The following is a 24737-nucleotide window of genomic DNA, read 5'->3' as shown; positions in this document are numbered from 1 at the left end:
AAAAAGGCCCTCTGGTTTTTTTCCCGTTTCGTGGGGTTGGGGATTTTTTTAAGGGACCGGCGCGCGCCCGGCCCCGCCCCTCCCACCGGCCCCGGCCCCGCACGAGCGGCGCCGCCAACCGGCCCTACCCCCCGAACAGCACGTCCTGCGCGGCCTCCTGTGCGGCCAGGCGGGCTCCGGCCAGGACCGCGGGGTCGCCCAGGGTCGTGGCGCGGACCTCCGTCGGGACCGGGGTCAGCTTCGCCAGGCGGCGGGCGACCCGGGCCGCCAGGGCGGGGCCGCCCGCGCGGCCGAGTTCACCCGCCAGGACCACGCAGCCGGGGTCCAGGATCGCCGCCGCGGCGGCCGCGCCCAGCGCGAGCCGCTCGGCCAGGACCTCGAGGAACGCCTCGCCGGCGGCTCCGGCCACCGCCTCCTCCGCGGGGCCCGTGAAGCCGTGTTCGCGTGCGAGCGCGCTCACGCCGTCCCGGCCTGCCAGGGCGTGGAATCCGCCCCCGCAGTCGGCGGCCGAGGGCAGGACTCCGGTGCCCGGTACCGGGAGGAAGCCGATCTCGCCCGCCCCTCCGGAGGCGCCCCGGCGCAGCCGGCCGTCCAGGACCACCGCCGCGCCCACCCCGGCGCCGAGCCACAGGAGTACGAAGGAGTCCAGGTCGCGGGCGACGCCCAGGCGTTGCTCGGCGAGGGCGGCCAGGTTGGTCTCGTTCTCGACCACCACCACGGCCGGCAGGGTCCGCTGCAGGGCGGTCACCAGGTCGCGGTGCCAGGCCGGCAGGCCGCTGGTGTCGCGGAGTTCGCCGGTGGCCGGGGTGACCAGGCCGGGGGCTCCGATGACGACGGTGTGCAGGGCCGCGGCGCCGGCCTCGTGTGCGGTGCGCAGCAGGGCCGCCACCGCGTCCTCGGGCGCGCCGACGGGCAGGGCGGCCTCGGCCAGGGGGTGGCCCAGGAGGTCGGTGACGACGGCGGTGACCCGGTCCGTGCGGACGTCCAGGGCGGCCAGGTGGGCGAGGCTCGCGACGATCCCGTACAGCTTGGCGTTCGGGCCGCGCCGCTGTGCGCCGGACTCCCCGACGACCTCGATCAGCCCGGCTCCGGTGAGCCGGTCGACGAGGTCGGCGACCGAGGGCCGGGAGAGGCCGGTCATGGACTTGAGCTGGGCGGCCGTCAGCGGTCCGGACTCCTGGAGGAGGTGCAGGGCGAGGCGGTCGTTGATGGCCCGGGCCGTACTGGGCGAGGCGGGGGACGGTACCGGGGCGTGGGCGGAAGTCACGGCGCCCATCCTAGGGAGTCGAAGCCGTCATCTATCAGGCAGGGTCCCTGATAGTTTATTTGTCATGACCGGGGACCACGACCTCAGCCCGGCGCGCCTGCGCCATGCCCGTTTCGCCATCGCCGCCGTCTTCTGCGCCCACGGCGCGGTGACCGGCTCCTTCGCCACCCGCATCCCCTGGATCCAGGACCACGCCCAGCTCAGCGCGGGCACCCTGGGGCTCGCACTCGCCTTCCCCGCCCTCGGTGCGGCGCTCGCGATGCCGCTGGCCGGGCGGATCAACCACCGGTTCGGCGCCCGCTCCGCGCTGCGGGCGCTGCTGGCGCTGTGGACCCTCTCCCTGATCCTCCCGAGCATCGCGCCGAACCTCCCCGCCCTCTGCTTCGCCCTCTTCGTCTACGGGGCCACCTCCGGCATGTCGGACGTGGCGATGAACGCGCTGGGCGTGGAGACCGAGAACCGGCTGCGCCGCTCGATCATGTCCTCGCTGCACGGCATGTGGAGCGTGGGCGCGCTGCTCGGCTCGGCCGCCGGCACGGTCGCCGCGCACGGCGGGGCCGACGCCCGCCTGCACCACCTGGTCGCCGCGCTCGCCCTCACCGCGGCCGGGCTGGTCGCCGTACAGGGAGTGCTGGACCTGAGGAGCGACGGGGAGGCGCAGGCGCCGCCGCACTTCGCACTGCCGCCGAGGTCCGCGCTGCTCATCGGGGCCATCGGGTTCTGCGCGGTCTTCGCGGAGGGTGCGAGCCTGGACTGGTCGGCGGTCTACCTGCGGGACGTGCTGCACACCGACGCCGGCCTGGCGGCCGCCTCCACCACGGCCTTCGCGCTCACGATGGCCGTGGCCCGGCTCGCCGGGGACCGGGTGGTGGACCGGTTCGGGCCGGTGCGCACGGTCCGGGCGGGCGGCGTACTGGCCACCGCGGGCGGGCTGCTCGTGGTGCTCGTGCGGCATCCGGGGGCGGCCATGGCCGGCTTCGGGATGATCGGCCTCGGCATCGCGGTGGTGGTCCCGCTGGCCTTCGCGGCCGCGGCGCGCAGCGGGCCGGCCCCTGCGCAGGCCATCGCGGGCGTCGCGACGATCACGTACACCTCGGGGCTGATCGCGCCGTCGGCGATCGGCGCGGTTGCCGACGCGAGCTCGCTGGTGGTGTCCTTCGGTCTGGTCACGCTGCTGGCCTTCGCGCTGGTCGGGGGCGCCGCGGTACTGCGCCAGCGCCCGCCGGTGGGGCAGTCTGGGGGCGGGACCGGCGAGAAGGCCGGTCCGGCCGATCGGGACGAACCCATCGATATCCGGCCGTAACATGTCGACTGGCCGCAGCGGCACGATCCGTGCCCTGCGGCCTCGACGTGTGAACGGCCGGCGCTGCGGCCGTCCGGAGAAGAGGAGTGGCACATGGGCCTCGGCGTGGGCTGGACCCTGCACGGAGACGGGCGGACCCCCGCCCCCGGCGCGGTGGTGCGGCCGGAGGAGCGGCTGTCGTGGCCGCGGACCGCCGGGCTGGGCGCCCAGCATGTCGTGGCGATGTTCGGCGCGAGCTTCGTCGCGCCGGTCCTGATGGGCCTGGATCCGAACCTGGCCATCATGATGTCCGGCGTCGCGACGGTGATCTTCCTGCTGGCGACGCGCGGCCGGGTCCCCTCGTACCTGGGCTGTTCGCTGTCCTTCGTCGGCGTCGCGGCGGCGATCCGGGCCTCGGGCGGGGACAGCGCGGTCGTCACGGGCTCCGTGTTCGTCGTCGGCGTGGCGCTGTTCCTGGCCGGTCTCGCGGTGCAGCGCTTCGGCGCGCGCATCATCCACACGGCGATGCCGCCCATCGTGACGGGTGCGGTGGTGATGCTGATCGGATTCAACCTGGCTCCGGTGACGGCGTCGACGTACTGGCCGCAGGACCAGTGGACGGCGTTGCTGACCATGCTGTTCACCGGGTTCGCCGTGGTCTGCCTGCGTGGTTTCTGGTCGCGCATCGCGATCTTCCTCGGGCTGGTCTTCGGGTACGCGATCTCCTGGCTCTTCGACCTGCTCTTCGGGAAGATCCACTCGACGGTGGGCGGGGAGGCGGCCGTGGACCACTGGCGCCTGGACCTCTCCGGGGTCGCGAAGGCCGACTGGATCGGACTGCCGACCTTCCACGGGCCGTCCTTCGAGTGGTCCGCGATCCTGATCGCCCTGCCCGTGGTGATCGCGCTGATCGCCGAGAACGCGGGGCACATCAAGGCCGTGGGCGAGATGACCGGCGACCCGCTTGACGACGAGCTGGGCACGGCCATCGCGGCGGACGGCGCCGCGTCGATGCTGTCCACGGCGGTCGGCGGCCCGCCCAACACCACGTACTCCGAGAACATCGGCGTCATGGCGGCCACCCGGGTCTACTCCACGGCTGCCTACTGGGCGGCGGCGGGCTTCGCGCTGCTCTTCGGTCTGTGCCCCAAGTTCGGCGCGGTCGTCGCCGCGATCCCGGGCGGCGTCCTCGGCGGCATCACCGTCATCCTGTACGGCATGATCGGCCTGCTCGGCGCCCAGATCTGGATCAACGGCCGGGTGGACCTGCGCAATCCGCTGAACCTGGTGCCGGCCGCGGCGGGCATCATCATCGGCGTCGGCGGTGTGAAGCTGCAGATCACCGACAGCTTCGAGCTGGGCGGCATCGCGCTGGGCACGATCGTGGTGATCGCGGGCTACCACGCGCTGCGCCACTTCGCCCCTGCCCACCTGAAGCCGCAGGAGCCCCTGCTCGACGCGGGCACTTCCGCCTACGACGCCGACGGGGAGGCGCAGGACAAGCCCCGTTGACGGGGTTTCGCCCGAATCGGGGAAGCGTACGGCCAAGTTCCCCGGTTCCGCGGCGGCGCCTGCGACTCTGCCTCCCATGGAAGCGGTGCTGGCGCGGATGCGCGCCCTGGACGAGCGGCTGCCGCCGCAGGACGGTGTCGCCGTCTTCAACCGGGTCTACCTGACGGTGACGGAGACCCTGCACCATCGGATCGAGCACGGGTGCTTCCCGGCGCCCCGGCGGGCGGCAACCCTCAGCGTGCGGTTCGCGGAGCGGTACCTGACGGCGGTGGAGGCGGACCGGGCCCCGGCCTGCTGGCGCCCGCTGCTGCAGTACCGCCGCCACCCCGGGATCCGGCCGCTCCAGCACGCGCTGGCCGGGATCAACGCGCACATCGGGCACGACCTGGCGCTCGCCGTGGTGGCCACCTGCGGTGAGCTGGACTGCGAACCGCGGGCCCTGGAGGCGGACTTCGACCGGATCGGCGACACGCTGGTCTCGCTGGAGGAGCACATCCGGGAGGACCTGATGCCGGGCCCGGACCTCCTGGAGATCGCCGACCCGCTGACCCACCTGGTCGGCTCGTGGAGCCTGGAGCGCGCCCGGGCCGGGGCCTGGTCGGCGGCCCGGCTGCTGTGGACGCTGCGCCGGGCGCCGGAACTGGCCGAGGAGTTCGCGGACTCCCTCGACGCGGGCGTGGGCCTGGTCGGCCGCTGCCTGCTGACCCCCGTCAGGACGCCCTCGGAAGCGGGCCGCTCCCCGAGCCGGGCCTGACCCGCCCGCCCGGGCACGCCCCGGGCGGCGTCGCCCAGGCGGGCCGTCGAGGAGCTGCACGCGGCGCGGGAGGTCTGGTTCGCCGCGTTCCGGGCCTGGAAGGGCGCGCGCCGGGTGCAGAGGCTCGCCGGGGTGCGGGTCCCGGAGCCGCCGGAGCCGCGCCGCGCGCTGTGGTGCCCCGACCCGGGCTTCCACCCCGCCGAACCGCTCGCGGCCGTGACGGCACGCATCCTGCGCGCCCCGCCGGGAGCCCTGCCGCACTGCCCCGTCTGCCCGGCGGGCCGGGGCACGGTGACCTGGCACGGCGGGACGCTGGTCCACCGGCTCTGCGCGGGCTGCGGGGTGGGCCTCGCCGTCCGGGAGGGCCCGCACGATCCCCGCATCGCCGCCGCCCGGGCGGAGCAGTGGCGGCTGGTCCGGAGACGGCGGGCATGAGAACGGGCCGCCGGCCCGCGTGCTGACGTTCGCGGGGCGGCGGCCCGTGATCGGGGGCCGGGAGGGTCAGTCCTCCGGGAGTTCGACCGGGGCGATGTCGTCGTAGACGTCGCCCGGGCCAGGGTTGGTGGCGTCCGTGGAGCCGCCGAGGTGGTGCATGACGCCCCAGACGGCGTTGAGGGCGGTCTGGACCGCGCCCTCGGCCCAGCCGGCCGTCCAGGAGATGTCGTCGCCCGCGAGGAAGATGCCGCGCTTGTCCTCGGGGAGGCGGTCCTGCATGAAGTGGGTGAACAGGCGGCGCTGGTAGCGGTAGTGGCCCGGGAGGTTGGCCTTGAACGCGCCCATGAAGTAGGGCTCGTTCTCCCAGGACACGGTGACCGGGTTGCCGATGACGTGGCGTCGGATGTCGACCTTCGGGTAGATCTCGCCGAGGGACTTCAGCATGACCTCCATCCGCTCGTTCGCGGACAGCGGCAGCCACTTCAGGCTGTCGTCGCACCAGGTGTACGAGAGGCAGATGACGGCGGGCTTGTCCGGGCCGTTGTCCAGCAGGTACGTGCCGCGGGTCATGCGGTCCGTGAGGGTCATCGACATGACGTCGCGGCCGGTCTCTTCGTCCTTGTCGAGCCAGAAGGGGCGGTCGACGGGGACGAAGAGCTTCGAGCTCTCCATGTAGTGGGTGCGCTCGATCGCCGTCCAGTGGTCGATCGGGAAGAGCGTGTCGTCGCACTCGATCTTCGACAGCAGCATCCAGGACTGGGCCGTGAAGATCGCGGCGCGGTACGTGCGGATGTCGCCGGAGGAGTCGGTGACCGTGATGCGGTTGCCGGCCGTGCGGTGCAGGCGGGTCACCGCCGGGCGCGGGGTGCCGTCGTGCAGGGTGGACAGGGACGTGCCCTGGGCCCAGTGCACGATCTTCTCGGGCTCGCGCTCCCACAGGCGCAGCGGCAGCTGCTGCGAGCCGCCCACGATGCCGCGGTGGTGGTCGTCGGCCTCGGTGTAGACGACGCGCAGGATCTCCAGGATGGAGTTCGGGAAGTCGGTGTCCCAGCCGCCGGTGCCGAAGCCCACCTGGCCGAAGATCTCGCGCTTGCGGAAGGACTGGAAGGCCTCGGACTTGCAGAGGAAGCCGTAGAAGGTCTCGTCGTCGAGCTTCTCGACGAGCTTGGCCCAGATCTCGCGGATGCGCGGGACGTCCCGCTCGCGCATCGCGGTGTTCATGTCGGAGAAGTCGGCGCCCTCGTCGAGGCAGGCGTTCCACGCGGCGGCGACGTCGCGGTAGACCTGCGGGAGGTCGGCGATGGTCTCGGCGTAGTGGGTCTCGCCCTTGAGGTCCACGACCGTCGAGGGGGTGGCCTCGGCGAGCGGGTTCGGGAAGGGCTCGGTGACCAGGCCGACGAGGTCGATGTAGTGCTGCAGGGCCGTGGAGGACGGCGGGAAGCGCATGGCGCCCATCTCCGCGGTCAGTTCCTCGGTGCCGGCGCCCTCGAAGCCGACGGTGCGCAGCCGGCCGCCGATCTGGTCGGCCTCGTAGACGACGGGCTTGAGGCCCATCTTCATCAGCTCGTAGGCCGAGATGATGCCGGACAGCCCGCCGCCGATGACGGCGACCTCGGTGCCGAGCTCGGTCGCGGGTATCTGGCCGAGCCCCGCCGGGTGGGCGAGGAAGTCGTCGTACGCGTACGGGAAGTCCGGGCCGAACATGGTGATCGGCGGCTGTCCGTCGCTGTGCGGGACGGCGGTGGTGGGCACCGTGGACGTCATGGGGGTACGTCTCCTTGCGGCAGGGCTGGGGGAAGAGGTCTTAGACGAGGGAGGCGTAGAGCCCGGGGCGGCGGTCGCGCAGGTAGGGGTTGTTCTCGCGCGACGCGGCCAGCAGCTCGGGGTCGGCCTCGCCGAACACCATCTCCTCGCCGCGGCCGGCCCGGGTCCGGGTGACCCCGTCGGGGCTCGCCAGGCAGCTGAGTCCGACGAACTCGAACTCGCCTTCCGGGCCGGTGCGGTTGACGTACGCGATGTACATCTGGTTCTCGAAGGCCCGTACGGGGACGAGCTGTTCGGCGACGAACTGGAACGGGTGCATCTGCGCGGTCGGCACCAGGAGGAGGTCGGTGCCGGCGAGCGCGTGCGCCCGGACGTTCTCGGGGAACTCCACGTCGTAGCAGATCATGATGCCGATGCGGAGGCCGTCGAGGTCCGCCTGGACGACGGGGGTGTCGCCGGGGGTGAAGGCGTCCTGTTCGAAGCAGCCGAAGAGGTGGGTCTTGCGGTAGTTCGCGAGCCGCACCCCGTCGGGGCCGATGAGCTGTGCCGCGTTGTAGACGGCGCCGTCCGCGCGCTCCGGGTAGCCGTACAGGACGGCGATGCCGTGGCGGCGGGCGATCTCGCCGATGGCGGCGGCGGACGGGCCGTCGGCGGGTTCGGCGAGCCCGGGGATGTCCTGGAGGTCCAGCGCGTAGCCGGTCAGGAACATCTCCGAGGTGACGAGGAGCCCGGACCCGCCCTGCGCGGCGTTCGCCGCCGCCTCGTCGAGCGCCTTGAGGTTCTGGGCGGTGTCGCCGAGAACTCCGGAGCTCTGGAGGAGGGCGGTGCGCAGCGCAGGCATGGGCTACCTCTGTGACAGGAGGGGTGGGGTCATACGAAGGTACGTTCGCGCGTCGTACCCGGACAAGCCGTGACCGTTGCGCTGCGCGCATCGATTCGTTGCGTCTTCCGGGAGGGGTGCGGCGATTCGTTGCGCGGGACCTTCGGGGGCTCCCGGGGAACCCGTGAGGACCGCCCGGGACCCCCTCGTCGGGCCCCTCCTACGAGGCCTTGCGGAAGGCCGGGTGGCCGGCCAGGAAGTGCAGGTCGTCGAGGATGTCGGGGGTGTGGTCGGAGACGACGCGGCCGCTCCAGGTGTCGACGAGGGCCGGGACGGTCAGGGTGCCGTCGAAGTGGTGGCCGGCGGCCTCGTACGCGAGGCGCAGCGCGGTGTGGCCGGCCGCCTCGGTGCCGCAGCCGGTCCCGGTGCCGACGAGGCTGCCGGCCTCGGTGCCGGTGCCGAGGACCGTGGTGGCGACGGAGTCCTCGATGCCCAGCGCGGCGAGGGCCGCGGCCACCCGCCGGGAGCGCGGACAGTCGGCACGGAGGTAGAGGCGGTAGCGGTGCGGGACGGGGGAGAACCCGGCCCCCGCCCTGCGCGGCCGCATCGGGGCCGGGCCGGTGCGGGGCAGGACGGTGTGGGGCAGGACGGTGTGGGACATGACTCTCCTGGGGCGGCGCGGGCGGTGGCCCGGGCGCAGTGCGGCCGGGCCGGCGTGGCGCCCCGGGCAGCAGGGCTCCGCCTCGGGCGGGGCGGTGCTGCGCAGGGCTGCGCTCCGGGCGGCGTGGCGCACGCCCGGTCCGGGTCACTCGTCTCTGAGGGGGGTCAGCCGCGCGGGCCGAATGCGCTGCACACCCGCAGGAGGTCGATGTGCAGGCGCCGGGTCAGCCACCAGCGCCGCAGGGTCGGAACTCCCGCTTCCGGGGTCCGGGGCGTGTTCACCGGTCCTCCACCCCCCGTCCTGTCCTCGGCGGCCCGCTTCGCGGTGGTTAGGCTTCCCGCGGCGGGCTCGGTCCGTCGTGGCCGTCCCCCGCAGTCTCGTGGCGGCGCCCGGGGCCGTCAAGAAGGCGGTCGCGGACGATCGCCGCCGCCCCACGCAAGGAGTCCCGCAGCCATGTCCCCCGAGACCGGCACCCGGTCCGACAGCGCCGTACTCGACAATCCCGTCTGGGCCGCACTGACCGGAACGCACCGCGGTTTCGCCGAGCTGGGGCCCGCGGGGCTGGCCGGCCGGTACACCTTGGACACGTCCCCCTTCGCGGCGCTCGCCGACCCGGCGGATCCGCTGGCGTGGGCGGACCTGGCCGCACTGGTGGGGCCGGGTCGGGAGGTCTGGGTGACCGGGCTGCCGACCCCGCCGCCGGAGTGGGAGACGCGGGTGAGCGTGCCGGGCCTGCAGCTGGAGGGCCGGGGGGTGCGGGCGGAGGGCGCGCCGGAGGCGGTCCCGCTGGGCCGCGGTGACGTACCGGAGATGCTGGAGCTGGTCGGGCTGACCCGGCCGGGCCCGTTCCTGGACCGGACGGTCGAGCTGGGCACGTACCTCGGGATCCGCCACGAGGGCAGGCTCGTCGCGATGGCCGGGGAGCGGATGCGGCCGGCCGGCTGGTCGGAGATCAGCGCGGTGTGCACCCACCCGGACCACCGGGGCCGGGGTCTGGCCGGCCGGCTGATACGGGCGGTCGCGGCGTCGGTCCGCGAGCGCGGCGACAGCCCGTTCCTGCACGCGGCGGCGGAGAACACCGGCGCCGTCCGGCTCTACGAGTCGATGGGCTTCACGCTGCGCCGCCGCCCGCTCTTCCTGGGCCTGCGGACACCGGCCCGCGAGGCCTGATCCGGGGGCGCCCGGGCACGTACCGGGCGTGGCGGTGTTTCAAGGGGCGGCGAGCGGTCACACGCGGGACATCCCGAAGAAAGGAACCGTCATGACCGACGTGTCGCGCCTGCCCGGCGCCGTCCACCACTCCTGGCAGTGGCAGACCAGGGCGGCCTGCCGGGACCTGGGGTCCGGCCGCTTCTTCCATCCCGCCGGTGAGCGGGGCGAGGACCGCGAGGAGCGGGACGCCGCCGCCAAGCGGGTCTGCGCCGCCTGCCCGGTCCGGACGGCCTGCCTGGAGCACGCGCTGCGGACCCGCGAGCCGTTCGGCGTCTGGGGCGGCCTCACGGAGGAGGAGCGCCACGCGCTCCAGGGTCCGGCGGGGATGACCCTGGCGGCGCGGGCTTAGACGTGGGGCGGTGGCCCGGGCCCGGCCGGCATCGGCCGCCCGGGCCACCTCCACTCCACGTCCGCAGCCGGGGAGGGGCTACGCCGGGGCGCCGGAGGTGAAGCGGCGCAGCAGGGGCGAGAGGACCAGCACCGACTTGGTGCGCTCCACGAAGGGCTCCCCCGCGATGCGCTCCAGGACCCGCTCGAAGTGCCTCATGTCGGAGGCGAAGATCTGGACGAGGGCGTCCGCGTCGCCGGTGACGGTCGACGCGGACACCACCTCGGGGTAGCGCTCCAGTCCTCGCCGGATGTCGTCCGGCGAGGTGTTGTGGCGGCAGTAGATCTCGATGAAGCCCTCGGTCTCCCAGCCCATGGCGGCGGGGTCCACGCGGACGGTGAAGCCGGTGATGGCGCCTTCGGCGCGCAGCCGGTCCACGCGCCGCTTCACGGCGGGAGCGGAGAGCCCGACCTCGGAGCCGATGTCCGCGTAGGAGCGGCGGGCATCCTCGGCGAGGGCGTGCACGATGCGTTCGTCGAGATCGTTCAGTCGCACGGGGGGTGAATCACTTCTATTCAGCGACCTCCTCGGCCGTGGCGGCCAGGGCGGCCACAGTGGCCAGGCTGGAGCGGCGCATGCCGTAGAAGAAGTAGATCACGAGCCCGGCGACCATCCAGCCACCGAAGACCAGCCAGGTGATTCCGGGCAGCTCGGTCATCAGGTAGGCGCAGAGGAGGAAGCCCACGATCGGGGTGACCGGGAAGAGCGCGACCTTGAAGGTGCGGTTCATCTCCGGGCGGGTCTGGCGCAGGATGATGACGGCCACGTTGACCAGGGCGAACGCGAAGAGCGTGCCGATGCTGGTGGCGTTGGCCAGCTCGCCCAGCGGGATGAAGGCGGCGAGCAGTCCGCAGAAGAGGGAGACGATGATCGTGTTGACGCGGGGGGTGCCGCTCTTCGGGTCGACCTTGGCGAACGCCTTGGGCATCAGGCCGTCGCGGGACATGGCGAAGAGGATGCGGGTCTGGCCGTAGAGGACGGCGAAGACGACGCTGGCGATGGCGACGACGGCGCCCGCGGCCAGGATGACGCTCCAGAAGGAGTGTCCGGTGACGTTCTCCATGATCTGGGCCAGGGCGGCCTCGCTGCCCTCGAACTCCTGCCACGGCATGGCGCCGACGGCGACCAGGGCGACGAGGCAGTAGATCGCGGTGACGATGGCGAGCGAGAGCATGATCGCGCGCGGCAGGTCCTTCTTCGGGTTCTTGGCTTCCTCACCGGCGGTGGAGGCGGCGTCGAAGCCGATGTACGAGAAGAAGAGCATGGAGGCGGCGGTGCTGATGGCGGTGACGCCGAGCGGGGCCAGCGGGGTGTAGTTGCCGGCCTTGATGCCCATGAAGCCGATGACGCAGAAGAGCACCAGCGTCACGATCTTGACGGCGACCATGATCGAGTTGATCCGGGCGCTCTCCTTGGCCCCGCGCAGCAGGAAGACCATGCAGAGCAGGACCACGACCAGGGCCGGCATGTTGATGTAGCCGCCCTCGCCCAGCGGGGCGGAGAAGCCCTCGGGGATGGTGATGCCGAGGGTCCCGTCGAGGAGCTCGTTGAGGTACTGGCCCCAGCCGACGGCGACGGCCGCGACGGAGACCCCGTACTCGAGGATCAGGCACCAGCCGCAGACCCAGGCTATGAGCTCGCCCATGGTGGCGTAGGCGTACGAGTACGAGGAGCCCGAGACGGGGATGGAGCCCGCGAGCTCGGCGTAGGAGAGCGCCGAGAACAGCGCGGTCAGGCCCGCGATGATGAACGCGATGAAGACGGCCGGGCCGGCGATCGGGGTGGCCTCGCCGAGGACGACGAAGATGCCGGTGCCCAGGGTGGCGCCGATGCTGATCATGGTCAGCTGCCACATGGTGAGCGAGCGCTTCAGCGCTCCGCCCTCACCCTGGCCGCCCTCGGCGACCAGCTGCTCCACCGGCTTGCGGCGGAGCAGCGGGTTGACGGGCTTCGTGGCGAGCGGTGGCGCCTGGCCGTGGTCGAGCACGAGGGGACTCCTTGTCACTGCGGATCGGGGAGGTCGGGGATGAGGCGTCGACCGCGACGATCCGGAGCAGGACAGGGCCCGACGGGGGAAGGGCCTGAGCATGGGAGGACCGCCGAGCTGGCGATCCGCCACTCCACGTACAGCGAGTGAGCCTACGAGCTGAGTGATAGCGCCCGTAATGCACCATCCTTGCACATTGGCGCACGATCGTTGCGCGGATCTGTCCGGGATGGTCCTTTGTTGCGTGCGGATGATCGATCGCTGCGCAGCGCTCTCTGAACCCCGTTTCTTGACACTTCGTCAGACGTGTCGCAGCGTGCCGCCTGACGGCATTGGTGCGACCGGAGGCGGTGGATCCGGGCCTGCACGGGGTACGGGTCGCCGAGACCGCGAGCGGGACCGAAGGATCCGAGCGGGACCGAAGGACCCCGGACCGGGACGGTGGACACGATCGGAGGCGAAGCGTGAGCAGACCGGGCGCTGACCAGCAGTGGCCGTGGCAGGATCCGCAGCCCTTCCTGCGCGGGGTCGCCTGGCTGGACAAGGGGCGGCCGGTGCGGGCCGACCCGGCGGACACCATGCGGCTGCCCTGGGACACCGGCGAGCGGGCCACCCTGCCCATCGGGGTCCGGCTGGAGTTCACCACCGAGAGCGCGCGGGCGGTGGAGATCCGCTACCGGGCGACCCTGCCCGGCCCCACCGACGCCCTGCGCGACCTCGCGCACGGCTTCGCCCTGTGGGACCGGCACGGGGTGGTCGCCGAGGTCTTCACCGAACCGGCCGCGGAGGCCGTCGTACGGATCGAGCTGGGGGGCGGCAACGGCCCGTTCACCATCCACCCGCCCGAGACCCAGTCCCCGCTGGTCCTCGGCCTGCGCGGGATCGGCGGCCCCCTCGCCCCGGCGCCGCCCGCCCCGCGCTGGGTGGTGCACGGCGACTCCATCACCGAGGGCTGGTGGTCCACCCGCCCCGCGCACGGCTGGCCCTCGGTCACCGGCCGCGCACTCGGCTGGGACACCGTCAACCTCGGCTACGCGGGCGCCGCGCGCGGCGAGCTCACCACCGCCGAGCAGCTCGCGGGCCTGCCCGCCGACGTCCTCACCCTCGCCTTCGGCACCAACTGCTGGTCCCGGGTGCCCTTCTCGGCGCCCCTGCTGTACGAGACCACGCGCGCCTTCCTCGAGCTGGTCCGGCAGGGCCACCCGCGGACCCCGCTGCTGCTGGTCTCGCCGGTGCTGCGGCCCGACGCGGAGCGCACCCCGAACAAGCTCGGCGCCACCCTGGGCGCCCTGCGCGACGCGATGGAGCGCGCCACCCGGGACCGGATCGCCGCCGGGGACGACCGGCTCGCCGTCCTCCCGGGCCGGGACCTGCTCGGTCCCGAGCACCTGGCGGACGGGCTGCACCCCAACGACAGCGGACACCAGGTCCTCGGCCTCGCTGTGGCCACGGCTCTGCGGCGCGCCGGGTTCGGCGCGGGGTGAGTGAAACAGCCCACACCGGTCCCCTTGAACAGATCCCTGCCAACAGGGCGTGTCCTGAGCACAGTTGCCGCCGCCGAGGCGACGGCACGACAGACACATCACACGTGGGAGAGATCAAGATGGGCATGAAGCGCGGAACCACCCTTGCCGCGGTCGCGATGGCCGTCGTCCTCGCCGCGACCGCCTGCGGTCCGTCCGACGACAAGGCGGCCGACTCGGCCCAGCCGGCCGGTGCCGCCTCCGCCCAGGGCTCCCAGGCTCCCGCCGCGGACGGCGCATACGGGGCCCCCGCCGCGGACGCGGGATCGGGCGCCAAGCCCGGCGGGCAGCTGGCCATCGCGAACAACGACCAGCTCGGCGCGGTGCTCACCGACAGCGCGGGGCTCACCCTCTACCGCTTCGACAAGGACACGGCCAAGCCGCCGAAGTCGAACTGCGACGGGGACTGCGAGAAGACCTGGCCGGTGGTCGCCGCCGGCGATGCCACCGCCGCGGCGGGCATGGACCCCTCGCTGCTCGGCGAGGTCGTGCGCAGCGACGGCAGCAAGCAGCTGACGGTGGCCGGCTGGCCCGCGTACCGCTTCAACAAGGACGCCAAGGCGGGCGACTTCAACGGCCAGGGCGTCGGCGGAGTGTGGTTCGCGTTCGCGCCGGACGGAAAGAAGGCCGCGAAGGCGGCGGCGCCCGCTGCCGGCGCGCCCGAGGCGGCCGCGCCCGAGGCGGGTGCGGCGGCCGAGGCGTCCGCGGGGCTCTCCGTGGCGAAGGACCCGAAGCTGGGTGACCACATCGTCGACGGCAAGGGCATGACCGTCTACCGGTTCAAGCCGGACACCGCGTGGCCGATGGTCTCCAAGTGCGTCGGCGACTGCCTGACCAAGTGGCCGGTCGTCCCGCCGGTGGACAAGGCGAACGCCAAGGGCATCGTCGAGAAGAACTACCTGGTCCTGGACCGCCCGGACGGCAAGAAGCAGCAGACCGTCGACTGCTGGCCCGTCTACACCTTCTCCGGCGACAAGAAGCCCGGCGACATCAACGGCCAGGGCGTGGGCGGCACGTGGTACGCCGTCTCCCCCGAGGGCAAGCTCATCACCGTCCAGTAGTCCCGGGACGGCTCCAAGACCCCTCCGGGCCCCCACCACGGTTCGCGCGGCCCCTGCCTCCGTCCCCCGGGGCGGGGGCCGCGCCCCGTTCCGCCGCGGCGCGCCGGTATCTAGACTCGGCGCCATGCTGCGCGTACTGGCCGTCGACGACGAGAAGCCGCTCCTGGAGGAACTCCTCTACCTGCTGCGCTCGGACCCCCGCGTGCTCAGCGCGGAGGGCGCCTCGGACGCCACCGAGGCCCTGCGCCGGGTCACCCGGGCGCTGGAGTCCGGACCGGACGGGGCCGACGGCATCGACGTGGTCTTCCTCGACATCCACATGGCCGGGCTGACCGGTCTGGACATCGCCCGGCTGCTGGCCGGGTTCGCGCAACCGCCGCTGATCGTGTTCGTCACCGCCCACGAGGGTTTCGCCGTACAGGCCTTCGACCTGAAGGCCGTGGACTACGTCCTCAAACCGGTGCGCCCCCAGCGGCTGGCCGAGGCCGTCCGGCGGGCCTGCGCGCAGCTGGGCCGCGCCGAGGAGGCGCCGGTGGCCGCCGAAGCGGCGGCGAGCCCGTCGGCCGTGGCGGCGCCGCGCCGCCCGGCCGCCGGGGTCACGGTCGCCGACCGCGCCCCGGAGCAGATCGCGGTCGAACTGGGCGGGGTGACCCGCTTCGTGGCGATCGCCGACATCGCCTACGTCGAGGCGCAGGGCGACTACGCCCGCCTGCACACCGACGAGGGCAGCCATCTGGTCCGGATCCCCGTGTCCACGCTGGAGGAGCGCTGGGCGGCGCGCGGGTTCGTGCGGATCCACCGCCGCCATCTGGTGGCGCTGTCGCGGATCGACGAGATCCGGCTGGACGCGGGCACGACCAGCGTCCGGGTCGGGGCGGCGGAGCTCCAGGTCAGCCGCAGGCACGCGCGGGAGCTGCGGGACCTCCTGATGCGGCAGGCCACTGGCTGAAAGCGGCCGCCGGCGGAGCCGGTACGGGCCGCCCGTCCGCCGGCGCCCGACCGTCCGGCGCGCGCGGGCGCCGTTCGTCGCGCCGGGAGGGACGTACGGCGATCCGCCGGAGCCGTCGGCCGCACCGGCGGGGTGAACGGCCCGCCACCGCCGGCACGCCTGCGTATCGTGGATCTTCCGGCGCGGGAGGAGCGAGATGTCCGAGATCCAGGCGCTGGTCGACACCCTGCGCGGACTGCCCCGTACCCGGCCCGCCGGGCCCGCCGAGGCCGAGGCGCTGCTGGCCCGGCTGCGCAGTGCGGCCGCCCGCTGGGCCGACATCCTGTACGAGGCCCGCGAGGGCGTCCGCGAGCAGGTGCCGCCGCGTGCGGAGGCGGCCCTGACGCTGGCCTTCCGGCGCGCCGAGGAGTCGTACGTGGAGCTGGAGATCGCCCTGCGGGACTGCGCCGAGCACCGCGACCCGGCCGTCTGATCCACGGGCGGCGCGGGGTCCCGGGCGAAGCCCGGGCACGGGCACCGCAGGGCTGGATCGTGCCTGTTGCCACGTCCGGGCTCGTGCGTAGACTCCGGTCTCCGCTCCCCTCCCCTGCGCCGAAGGACCCGATCGGTGAACCAGACGTACGCGCTGACCGCGGTCGCCGTCGTCGTGGTCGTCACCGTCCTGGTCGGCGCGCTGGGCCTGCGCATATCCCGGACCACCTCCGACTTCTACGTGGCCTCGCGCACGGTGGGGCCCCGGCTCAACGCGGCGGCCATCAGCGGGGAGTACCTCTCGGCCGCGTCCTTCCTCGGGGTGGCCGGGCTGGTGCTGCTCCAGGGGCCCGCGATGCTCTGGTATCCGGTGGGCTACACGGCCGGGTACGTGGTGCTGCTCGCGCTGGTGGCGGCCCCCCTGCGGCGCTCCGGCGCGTACACGCTGCCCGACTTCGCCGAGGCCCGGCTGGAGTCGCAGGCGGTGCGGCGGATCGCGGTGCTGTTCGTGGTCGGGGTGGGCTGGCTGTACCTGCTGCCGCAACTGCAGGGCGCCGGGCTGACGCTGGAGATCCTGACCGGGGCCCCGCACTGGGTCGGCGGGCTGGTCGTGGCCTTCGTGGTGAGCGCGGCGGTGGCCGCCGGCGGGATGCGGAGCATCACCTTCGTGCAGGCCTTCCAGTACTGGCTCAAACTCGCCGCCCTGCTGGTCCCGGCCTTCTTCCTGCTCGCCGCCTGGGCCGGGGACGGGGCGCCGCGGGCCACGTTCGACGCCCCGGCGGTCTTCCGGGAGCACACTTCGGTGACCCTCGCGGAGGACGTGCGGCTGTCCCTGGACGAGCCGCTGACGGTGACGGTGACCGGGCAGGTGGACGGGCACGGCTACGTGGCGGTCCCGCTGACCCTGGCCCCCGGCGCGCATTCCGTACGGGCGGACGCGCGGCTGGAGTTCGTCCCGGGCACGCCCGTCCCGGACACCCGTGCGGAAGCCGGACTCGGGGTGTCCAGCTGGTCGGAGCCGCTGTCCGGGGACCGCCCGGAGCACCGGCTGTACGCCACCTACGGGCTGATCCTGGCCACCTTCCTCGGCACGATGGGCCTGCCGCACGTGGCGGTGCGCTTCTACACCAGCCCCAACGGCCGGGCCGCGCGGCGCACCACACTGGTCGTGCTCGGCCTGGTCGGCGCCTTCTACCTGCTGCCGCCGGTGTACGGGGCGCTGGGCCGGATCTACGCCCCCGAACTCGCCCTGACCGGCGACGCGGACGCGGCGGTGCTGGTGCTGCCCGAGCGGATGCTGGGCGGGCTGCTCGGCGAGCTGCTGGGGGCGCTGCTGGCGGGGGGCGCCTTCGCGGCGTTCCTCTCGACCGCTTCGGGGCTGACGATGGCGGTGGCCGGGGTGCTCCACCAGGACGTGCTGCCGGCCCGCGGGGTGCGCAGCTTCCGTTCGGCGGTGCTCGTGGCGATCCTGGTGCCGCTGGGCGGGAGCGTGGCGGCGACGGAGGTGCCGGTGGCGGATGCGGTGGGCCTGGCCTTCGCCGTGTCGGCGTCGTCGTTCTGTCCGCTGCTGGTGCTGGGCATCTGGTGGCGCGGGCTGACCCCGCCCGGGGCGGTGGCGGGTCTGGTCACCGGCGGCGGGGCGGCGCTGAGCGCGGTACTGGCGACCCGGACGGGTCTGGCTCCGGCGGGCTGGTTGCACACGCTGCTGGCGTGGCCGGCGGTGTGGTCGGTGCCGCTCGGGTTCGTGACGATGGTCGCGGTGTCGCTGGCCACCCGGTCGCGGGTCCCGGCCGGGACTGCGGCCACCCTGGCCCGGCTGCACCTTCCGGAGAACGTTGCCGTGGAGCGGGCGTGGGAGTCCCCCCGGCGGAGCGAGGGGGAGGTTCCGCGGTGAGCGGGGTGTGTCCGGCCGTGCCCGCCCTGCTGGCGGTGGCGGGTGCGGTCCTGCTGCTGGCGACGGGCTGGGCGGCGGGGCGCCGGAACGCCCGGCGCGGTGAACGGGCGGCCGGGCTGGACCTCGGGACGCCGGTGGAGCGGGCCACGTTCCACACCCTGCACACGGCTTCGCTGGCCGCTCCCCCGCTGCGCGCCGGGCTCACCGAGGACGCCGCGCGCAAGGCCGCCCGGCGGCTGCGTTCGCTGCTGGGCACGGAGGCCCTGTGCCTCACGGACCGGGAGTCGGTGCTGGCCTGGGACGGGCCGGGCGCCGAGCACCACGAGCGGCGGGCGATGGCCCGGGTGGCGGTGATGCTGGAGTCGGGGCGCAGCCAGAGCGTGCGGACCGAGTGCCAGCGGCCCGACTGCCCGCTGAAGTGGGCGGTGGTGGCCCCGCTCACCGGCGAGGACGGGATGCTGGGCGCGCTGGTGGCGTACGGGTCGCGGGAGTCCGCGGTACTGGTGCGGGCCGCGACGGAGGTCGCCCGGTGGGTGTCCGTACAGCTGGAGCTGTCCGAGCTGGACCGCTCGCGGACCCGGCTGATGGAGGCGGAGATCAAGGCGCTGCGGGCGCAGATCTCCCCGCACTTCATCTTCAACTCGCTGGCCGCGATCGCCTCGTTCGTCCGCACCGATCCGGAGCACGCGCGGGAACTGCTGCTGGAGTTCGCGGACTTCACCCGGTACTCCTTCCGGCGGCACGGCGACTTCACCACGCTCGCCGAGGAGTTGCGCTCCGTCCAGCAGTATCTGGCGCTGGCCGGGGCCCGCTTCGGCGACCGGCTGAAGGTGACCCTGCAGGTGGCGCCGGAGGTGCTGCCGGTGGCGCTGCCGTTCCTCTGCCTGCAGCCCCTGGTGGAGAACGCCGTCAAGCACGGGCTGGAGGACTCCACCGAGGAGTGCCGGATCACGATCACCGCGCAGGACGCGGGCGCGGAGGCGGTGATCACCGTCGAGGACAACGGGGTGGGAATGGACCCGGCCCTGCTCCGCCGGATCCTGGCCGGGGAGCACAGCGGTTCCTCCTCCGGAATCGGGCTGCCCAATGTCGACGAGCGGATCCGGCAGGTGTACGGGGACGAGTACGGGCCGGTGATCGAAACGGGCGTCGGCGCCGGCATGAAGGTCACCATCCGCATCCCCAAATACCGTGCGGGCGTGCACAGTTCACCGTCGGGCCACCAGCTTCCCCGTCCCTGAGCGTCCTATCCCGTGTCATCCTGGGAGGGGCGCGGCGCGACCGGTGGGGACACCCCCGGCAGTGACTGCGGAAGGGATCGCCGACGTGCGGGTCGGGCGAGAGCGGCTTCGTGACGGGTTGCGGGAATGGGTGCGCGCGGGCGCCGAAGGCACGGGGCCTTCCTGGTCGTGGAGGGCGAGGCCGGCGCGGGCCGGACCGGCTTCGTACGGGACGCCCTGACACGGGCGGCGGCCCTGGGCTGCCGCGTGCGGTACGCGGCGGCCGACACCCCCGGCGTGGAACTGCCGCTGCGCGCCGCACTGGACTGCCTGCACCCCCGCGGCCCGGACCGGGCCGCGGCCGTCGCCCTGCTGCGGGAGGCCGAGGGGGCGGCGCGGCCCCGGCTGCGCGCTGCTGGCGGCCGTGGCCCTGCTGACGGCCGCGGTCGAGGAGTGGTGCGCACAGCGGCCGCTGCTGCTGGTGCTGGACGATGCGCACCGGGCAGACGCGGCCAGCCTGCTGCTGTGGCGGCGCCTGGCCGATCGGGCGGTAACGGGGCGGCCGCCCCTGCTGCTGGCGGCGACCCGGCGGCCGCTGCCGAGGCGCCCCGAGGTGGAGGAGCTGTGCGCGACTCCGGGCGGGCGCACGCTCCGGCTGGAGCCGCTGTCCGCGGCGGAGACGGCCGGACTGGTCCGGGACCTGCTGGGGGCCGGGCCCGGCCCCCAGCTGCGGGAGGCCGCGGAGCAGGCGGGCGGCAATCCGCGGCTGCTGATGCTGTAGGAGGGGGTCGAGGAGGCGGTGGCGTACGACCGACCCTGGGTGCTGTCGGAGATCGTCCGGCTGGCCCTGGAGTGCGGGGAGACGGCCACGGCCCGGACGGCGGTGGAGCGCTGCGGGCGCGCGGCGCGCACGCCGGCCGAGTACCCGGGACCGGCGCTGGCCCTGCTGCGCTGCCAGGGCCCTGTTCGCGCAGGATCCCGAACTCCTGGCGCAGGCGGTGGCGCGGGGCGAGCGCGGCGGGTGGCCGCTGGTGCTGGGCCACACCCTGGAGGACCTGGCGGTGGCGGGGGCGTGGCACGGCGATCTCGCCGGCGCGCGGTCGGCGCTGACGCGCGCGGCGGCCGCGTACGAGGACCTGGGCGCCCGGTGGGACATCGCCCGGGCCGATTCCCGGCTGCGCAGCCTGGGTGTGCGCTTCCTGGTCGGGACCTCAGCGTGACCGACCGGCGCCCCGGAGTTATCCGCCGCTTGGCGTATCCGGGTCCCGCCTGCGCCGAACGGTCACCCGCCACGCCGAACGGTCGCCCCGGGCCCTGCCCATGGGGCTCGATCGCCCGCGCGGCTCCACAGCCCGGGGCTCCGGCCCAGACCCGCGCGTCGCCGGGGGCGGGCGCCCCCGGAACGGCCGTGGCCCCGGCGTCCGTGGAGGGACGGCCGGGGCCACGGTCGGGTGGGACTAGCTCCAGCTGGCGTGCAGCGGCTTGCCCTCGGCGTAGCCCGCCGCGGACTGGATGCCGACGACCGCCTTCTCCTCGAACTCCGCCAGCGAGCCCGCACCGGCGTACGTGCACGAGGAGCGGACGCCCGCGATGATCGAGTCGATCAGGTCCTCGACGCCCGGACGCGCCGGGTCGAGGAACATGCGCGAGGTGGAGATGCCCTCCTCGAACAGGCCCTTGCGGGCGCGGTCGTAGGCCGACTCCTCGCTCGTGCGGTTCTGCACCGCGCGCGCCGAGGCCATGCCGAAGGACTCCTTGTAAAGACGGCCGTCGGCCGACTGCTGGAGGTCGCCCGGGGACTCGTACGTACCGGCGAACCAGGAGCCGATCATGACGTTGGACGCTCCGGCGGCCAGCGCCATCGCCACGTCGCGCGGGTGGCGGACGCCGCCGTCGGCCCACACGTGCTTGCCGTGCTTCTTCGCCTCGGCCGCGCACTCCAGCACCGCGGAGAACTGCGGGCGGCCCACGCCGGTCATCATGCGGGTGGTGCACATGGCGCCGGGGCCCACACCGACCTTGATGATGTCCGCGCCGGCGTCGATGAGGTCCTTGACGCCCTCGGCGGCGACGATGTTGCCGGCCACGATCGGGACCTGCGGGTCCAGCGCGCGGACGGCCTTGATCGCGTTGATCATCGATTCCTGGTGGCCGTGCGCCGTGTCGATGACGAGTGTGTCCACGCCCGCGTCGAGCAACTGCTTGGCCTTGGCCACGAAGTCGCCGTTGATGCCGACGGCGGCCGCGATGCGCAGCTTGCCGTTGGCGTCGGTCGCCGGGGTGTAGAGGGTCGCGCGCAGGGCGCCCTTGCGGGTGAGGATGCCGACGAGCTTGCCGTCCTCGTCGACGGCGGGGGCCAGCTTGCGGTGGCCGGCGTCGAGCTTGTTGAAGGCCTCGCGGGGGTCGATGTCGGCGTCGAGGAGCAGCAGCTCCTTCGACATGACCTCGGAGAGCTGGGTGAAGCGGTCGACACCGCTCAGGTCGTGCTCGGTGACGACGCCGACCGGTCGGCCCTCGTCGTCGACGACGACTCCGGCGCCGTGGGCGCGCTTGGGCAGCAGGGACAGCGCGTCGGCGACCGTCTGGGTGGGCGCCAGCGTGATCGGGGTGTCGAGCACGTGGTGGCGGGTCTTCACCCAGGAGATGACGTCGGTGACGATCTCGATCGGGATGTCCTGCGGGATGACGACGATGCCGCCGCGGCGGGCGACGGTCTCGGCCATCCGGCGGCCCGCGATGGCGGTCATGTTCGCCACGACCAGCGGAATGGTGGTGCCGGTGCCGTCGGGCGAGGAGAGGTCGACGCCCTGGCGGGAACCGACCGCGGAGCGGCTCGGAACCATGAACACATCGTCGTACGTCAGGTCGTACGGCGGCTTCGAGTCATTGAGGAAACGCACGTGCTGAACATCCCAGTCGATCGGAGGTACCTCGACGGGTCAGCCGAGGAAACGCACGTACTTCATTCTCCCACGACCTGGCGTTTACACCGTCCGGGCCGATCGTCCAGGACATACCGGGCCGCGTGGTTCTTTCCTACGGGACCTTCGTCACCGCCGGCCGGGCCGAACCCTCCCGCCGGTGCACCGGGCCGCGGCGCCGGGCCAGCGGGAGCACCGTTCCTCCGTGCCGCACCGCCGTGAACTCGGCGGCGATGGCCAGGGCGGTCTCCTCGGGGGTGGCGCCGCCGAGGTCCAGCCCGATGGGTGAGCGCAACCGGGCGAGCGCGGAGTCCGTCACCCCTTCCTCCCGCAGCCGTCTCTCGCGTTCGGCGTGGGTGCGCCGCGATCCCATGGCCCCCACGTAACCCACGGGCAGCCGCAGGGCCAGTTCCAGCAGCGGTACGTCGAATTTGGCGTCGTGGGTGAGGACGCACACGGCGGTACGGGAGTCCAGGCGGCCCGCCTCCCATTCCGCGGCCAGGTGCCGGTGCGGCCAGTCGACGACGACCTCGTCGGCGTCGGGGAAGCGCTCCGGGGTCGCGAAGACGGGCCGGGCGTCGCACACGGTGACCCGGTGGCCGAGGAAGGCGCCGATCCGCGCGAGGGCCGCGGCGAAGTCGATGGCCCCGTAGACGATGAGCCGGGGCGGCTCGGCGGCCGATTCGACGAGCAGGGTGAGCGGCTCCCCGCAGAGTCCGCCGGCGGTGCCGAGCTCGGCGGTGCCGGTGCGCCCGGCCAGCAGCAGGGCCCGTACCCGCCCGGCGGCGGCCCGGTCCAGGGCGGGGCCGCCGGCGAGCCCGCCCTCGTAGGAGCCGTCGGCGTGGACGGCGAGCGCCCGGCCGAGCTGGCGGGGCGGGCCGGAGACCACCCGGGCGAGCGCGGCGCGGGTCCCGCCGGCGGCGGCGTCGAGCACGGAGCCGAGCACGGGCCGTACCGGGTCGGGTCCGCGCACCGGGGTGACCAGCACCTCCAGGACTCCTCCGCAGGTCAGGCCCGCGGCGAAGGCGTCGTCGTCGCTGTAGCCGAAGCGGTGCAAACCGCCCCGGCCGGTCGCGATCGCGTCGAGGCACAGCTCGTGCACGGCGGATTCCACGCAGCCCCCGGAGATGGAGCCGAGGGCGGTGCCCCGGGCGTCGACGGCGAGGGAGGCACCGGGGCCGCGCGGGGCGCTCCCGCTGACGGCCACGACGGTGGCCAGTGCGAACTCCCGTTGCGCGGCGCACCACGCGCGTAGCTCGTGGGCTATATCGAGCATCAGCGGATGTACTCGCGGCGCGGGGTCTGGCCGGGGAGGTAGGGGCGCGGCGGCAGCGCGGCCGGGGTCGCCGGCCGGGCTGCGGCGGGCCGGGCCGCGGTGACGGCCGGCCGGGTGACGGCGGCGTGGGCCGGCCCGGGGTATCCGTCGGGCAGGTGCGGCCGGGTGCCGAGCAGGGTGGCGGCGTGGGCCACGCTCGCGAGGGTGGCGTGGTGGTGCCAGCCGCGGAAGGAGCGGCCCTCGAAGTCGCGGATGCCCACCGGTTCGCAGGTCTCGGCGAAGTCCAGGGAGACCCGGTCGGTGAGTTTGGCGAGCAGGAAGAGCTGGGCGAGGGGCCGGTCGCCGATGTTGGTGATCCAGAACTCGGAGGGCAGCAGGGCGGCTTCGGTCCAGGCTCCGACGAGCAGCAGCGGGGTGGGCGGCGCGGGCACGGGCCGGTCCTCGCAGGGGGTGGCGAGGATCGAGGCCGAGGTCAGTAGGGTCACCGCGCCTTCGGTGCGGCCGTGCCGGGTCCATTCGACGACGCGGCGCTGGGACCGCAGGGAGTCGATGAGTTCGCGGGCGGGAGCGGTGTGCGGTCCGGGTTTGTGGCGGCCGGCGCCGCCGAAGGAGACGGGCAGGGAGCCGTCGACCTTGAAGACGAAGGGGATGTCCTGCAGCGTGAAGGACTCGATGCTCTGTGGCAGATCGCCGTTGGCGACCTCCATCACCACGGGCCGGCGCTGGAGTTGCCAGGTCGCGGCCATCCGCTGGACGGCGTGTACGGCGTCCTGGGCGGGGGTGAGGGAGCGGGCGGTGTCGGGGATGCCGGCCCGTCGGCGGCGCAGGAGTTCACTGGTCCAGGGCCCGGGGAGGGTGAGGGTCCATTCGACCGGGAAGCTGGCCTCGCTGGAGGCGAGCCAGATCCCGCTGGCCTGCTGACAGTTGGCGGTGCGGCCGAGCTGGGGGACGAACTGCCGGCCGACGCCGACCGAGCGGTCGCCGGCCTTCTCTATGACCATGGGCTGGAGCACCCAGGCCAGGGGGCGCTGGACGGTGCGTTCGAGGTGCTGGGCGAGGGAGCGGCGCACCGGGGTCCAGTCCCAGGGGGACTTGCTGATGAACTGCTGGAGGCTCTGCTCGACGGAACTGGCCCCTGTTCCGGCGATGTTACGGATTGTTTTCTTCCCGGTGGTCCGCACCAACCCGTTCAGATAAACGCGGGCCCAGTTTCGCTGGTCCCGCCGGGGTAAGGACTCGAAGAGCAGAGAGATCAGGACGTCGATCAATTCGGAGATTTCCCTCGTGGAATCCTCCGGCAGAACTACGCGAGCCATCTGGGCCTCCCCCGCGACCAGCTA

General features: G+C 73.7%; 23 protein-coding genes. 14 read left to right on the top strand and 9 right to left on the bottom strand.

All coding sequences use genetic code 11. The annotated features are described in order from the left end of the window. Positions 1-124: 124 nt before the first annotated feature. On the bottom strand, positions 125-1276 hold the full coding sequence (locus PV721_RS08995; protein WP_416371064.1) for an ROK family transcriptional regulator: 1152 nt from the start codon (positions 1274-1276) through the stop codon (positions 125-127). Positions 1277-1331: 55 nt separating this feature from the next. On the opposite strand from PV721_RS08995, the gene PV721_RS08990 reads away from it, so the two are divergent. The 4 genes from PV721_RS08990 to PV721_RS08975 all read left to right on the top strand — a co-directional run bounded on the left by PV721_RS08990 (position 1332) and on the right by PV721_RS08975 (position 5250). After that, the gene (locus PV721_RS08990) at positions 1332-2570 is read left to right on the top strand and encodes an MFS transporter (RefSeq protein WP_319722315.1); all 1239 of its coding nucleotides are present in this window, start codon (positions 1332-1334) and stop codon (positions 2568-2570) included. A gap of 93 nt (positions 2571-2663) precedes the next feature. Further along, the gene (locus PV721_RS08985; protein WP_319722314.1) at positions 2664-4061 is read left to right on the top strand and encodes a uracil-xanthine permease family protein; all 1398 of its coding nucleotides are present in this window, start codon (positions 2664-2666) and stop codon (positions 4059-4061) included. 76 nt (positions 4062-4137) lie between these two features. Continuing rightward, the gene (locus tag PV721_RS08980) at positions 4138-4815 is read left to right on the top strand and encodes a DUF5995 family protein (RefSeq protein ID WP_319722313.1); all 678 of its coding nucleotides are present in this window, start codon (positions 4138-4140) and stop codon (positions 4813-4815) included. A gap of 114 nt (positions 4816-4929) precedes the next feature. Beyond that, positions 4930-5250 (top strand): hypothetical protein, encoded by a 321-nt coding sequence (locus tag PV721_RS08975; protein WP_319722312.1) that lies wholly within the window; start codon positions 4930-4932, stop codon positions 5248-5250. Between the two features lie 66 nt (positions 5251-5316). On the opposite strand, the gene PV721_RS08970 is transcribed toward PV721_RS08975, so the two are convergent. The 3 genes from PV721_RS08970 to PV721_RS08960 all read right to left on the bottom strand — a co-directional run bounded on the left by PV721_RS08970 (position 5317) and on the right by PV721_RS08960 (position 8495). Beyond that, on the bottom strand, positions 5317-7014 hold the full coding sequence (locus tag PV721_RS08970; protein WP_319722311.1) for an NAD(P)/FAD-dependent oxidoreductase: 1698 nt from the start codon (positions 7012-7014) through the stop codon (positions 5317-5319). A 40-nt stretch (positions 7015-7054) separates the two neighbouring features. Then, the gene (locus tag PV721_RS08965) at positions 7055-7855 is read right to left on the bottom strand and encodes a carbon-nitrogen hydrolase family protein (RefSeq protein ID WP_319722310.1); all 801 of its coding nucleotides are present in this window, start codon (positions 7853-7855) and stop codon (positions 7055-7057) included. A 199-nt stretch (positions 7856-8054) separates the two neighbouring features. After that, a complete protein-coding gene (locus PV721_RS08960) occupies positions 8055-8495 on the bottom strand; it encodes a hypothetical protein (RefSeq protein ID WP_319722309.1) in 441 nt (146 codons plus the stop codon). Positions 8496-8948: 453 nt separating this feature from the next. Here PV721_RS08960 and PV721_RS08955 point away from each other — a divergent pair, with 453 nt between their 5' ends. Next, positions 8949-9665: a GNAT family N-acetyltransferase gene (locus tag PV721_RS08955; RefSeq protein ID WP_319722308.1), complete on the top strand. Its 717-nt coding sequence runs from the start codon at positions 8949-8951 to the stop codon at positions 9663-9665. 91 nt (positions 9666-9756) lie between these two features. Beyond that, positions 9757-10056, top strand: a complete 300-nt coding sequence (locus PV721_RS08950; protein ID WP_319722307.1) for a WhiB family transcriptional regulator — start codon at positions 9757-9759, stop codon at positions 10054-10056. A gap of 78 nt (positions 10057-10134) precedes the next feature. Here PV721_RS08950 and PV721_RS08945 read toward each other — a convergent pair whose 3' ends face one another. Together PV721_RS08945 and PV721_RS08940 are read right to left on the bottom strand one after the other, a co-directional pair. Beyond that, a complete protein-coding gene (locus tag PV721_RS08945) occupies positions 10135-10590 on the bottom strand; it encodes an Lrp/AsnC family transcriptional regulator (protein ID WP_030027017.1) in 456 nt (151 codons plus the stop codon). 16 nt (positions 10591-10606) lie between these two features. After that, positions 10607-12082, bottom strand: a complete 1476-nt coding sequence (locus PV721_RS08940; RefSeq protein WP_319722306.1) for an amino acid permease — start codon at positions 12080-12082, stop codon at positions 10607-10609. Between the two features lie 464 nt (positions 12083-12546). Here PV721_RS08940 and PV721_RS08935 point away from each other — a divergent pair, with 464 nt between their 5' ends. The 8 genes from PV721_RS08935 to PV721_RS08900 all read left to right on the top strand — a co-directional run bounded on the left by PV721_RS08935 (position 12547) and on the right by PV721_RS08900 (position 20420). Beyond that, on the top strand, positions 12547-13566 hold the full coding sequence (locus PV721_RS08935) for a GDSL-type esterase/lipase family protein (RefSeq protein ID WP_319722305.1): 1020 nt from the start codon (positions 12547-12549) through the stop codon (positions 13564-13566). 119 nt (positions 13567-13685) lie between these two features. After that, positions 13686-14666 carry an SCO0930 family lipoprotein gene (locus PV721_RS08930; protein WP_319722319.1) on the top strand — a complete coding sequence of 327 codons (981 nt, stop codon included), beginning with the start codon at positions 13686-13688 and terminating at the stop codon, positions 14664-14666. Positions 14667-14790: 124 nt separating this feature from the next. Next, entirely contained in the window at positions 14791-15615 is an 825-nt protein-coding gene (locus PV721_RS08925) for a LytTR family DNA-binding domain-containing protein (RefSeq protein WP_319722304.1), read from the top strand. 196 nt (positions 15616-15811) lie between these two features. After that, complete coding sequence (locus tag PV721_RS08920) at positions 15812-16087, top strand: hypothetical protein (protein WP_319722303.1); 276 nt, start codon at positions 15812-15814, stop codon at positions 16085-16087. A gap of 135 nt (positions 16088-16222) precedes the next feature. Further along, a complete protein-coding gene (locus PV721_RS08915) occupies positions 16223-17980 on the top strand; it encodes a cation acetate symporter (RefSeq protein WP_319722302.1) in 1758 nt (585 codons plus the stop codon). Further along, the gene (locus PV721_RS08910; RefSeq protein ID WP_416371063.1) at positions 17977-19221 is read left to right on the top strand and encodes a sensor histidine kinase; all 1245 of its coding nucleotides are present in this window, start codon (positions 17977-17979) and stop codon (positions 19219-19221) included. Before PV721_RS08915 ends, PV721_RS08910 begins: the two co-directional genes overlap by 4 nt. A gap of 403 nt (positions 19222-19624) precedes the next feature. Further along, the gene (locus PV721_RS08905; RefSeq protein ID WP_319722301.1) at positions 19625-19981 is read left to right on the top strand and encodes a hypothetical protein; all 357 of its coding nucleotides are present in this window, start codon (positions 19625-19627) and stop codon (positions 19979-19981) included. A 217-nt stretch (positions 19982-20198) separates the two neighbouring features. Continuing rightward, positions 20199-20420 (top strand): hypothetical protein, encoded by a 222-nt coding sequence (locus tag PV721_RS08900; protein ID WP_319722300.1) that lies wholly within the window; start codon positions 20199-20201, stop codon positions 20418-20420. 237 nt (positions 20421-20657) lie between these two features. Here the strand turns inward: PV721_RS08900 and PV721_RS08895 are convergent, their stop codons facing one another. The 3 genes from PV721_RS08895 to PV721_RS08885 all read right to left on the bottom strand — a co-directional run bounded on the left by PV721_RS08895 (position 20658) and on the right by PV721_RS08885 (position 24713). Then, positions 20658-22121, bottom strand: a complete 1464-nt coding sequence (locus tag PV721_RS08895) for a GuaB1 family IMP dehydrogenase-related protein (protein WP_319722317.1) — start codon at positions 22119-22121, stop codon at positions 20658-20660. A 115-nt stretch (positions 22122-22236) separates the two neighbouring features. Then, positions 22237-23397, bottom strand: coding sequence for an XdhC family protein (locus tag PV721_RS08890; protein WP_319722299.1), 1161 nt, complete (start codon positions 23395-23397; stop codon positions 22237-22239). Further along, entirely contained in the window at positions 23397-24713 is a 1317-nt protein-coding gene (locus tag PV721_RS08885) for a transposase (protein WP_319722298.1), read from the bottom strand. Before PV721_RS08885 ends, PV721_RS08890 begins: the two co-directional genes overlap by 1 nt. Between the last annotated feature and the right edge of the window lie 24 nt (positions 24714-24737).

The sequence above is a fragment of the Streptomyces sp. MB09-01 genome, assembly GCF_033794505.1.
Lineage (GTDB): Bacteria > Actinomycetota > Actinomycetes > Streptomycetales > Streptomycetaceae > Streptomyces.
Note: the sequence above shows the minus strand (reverse complement) of the source record. Positions and strands in the feature narration are given on the sequence as shown.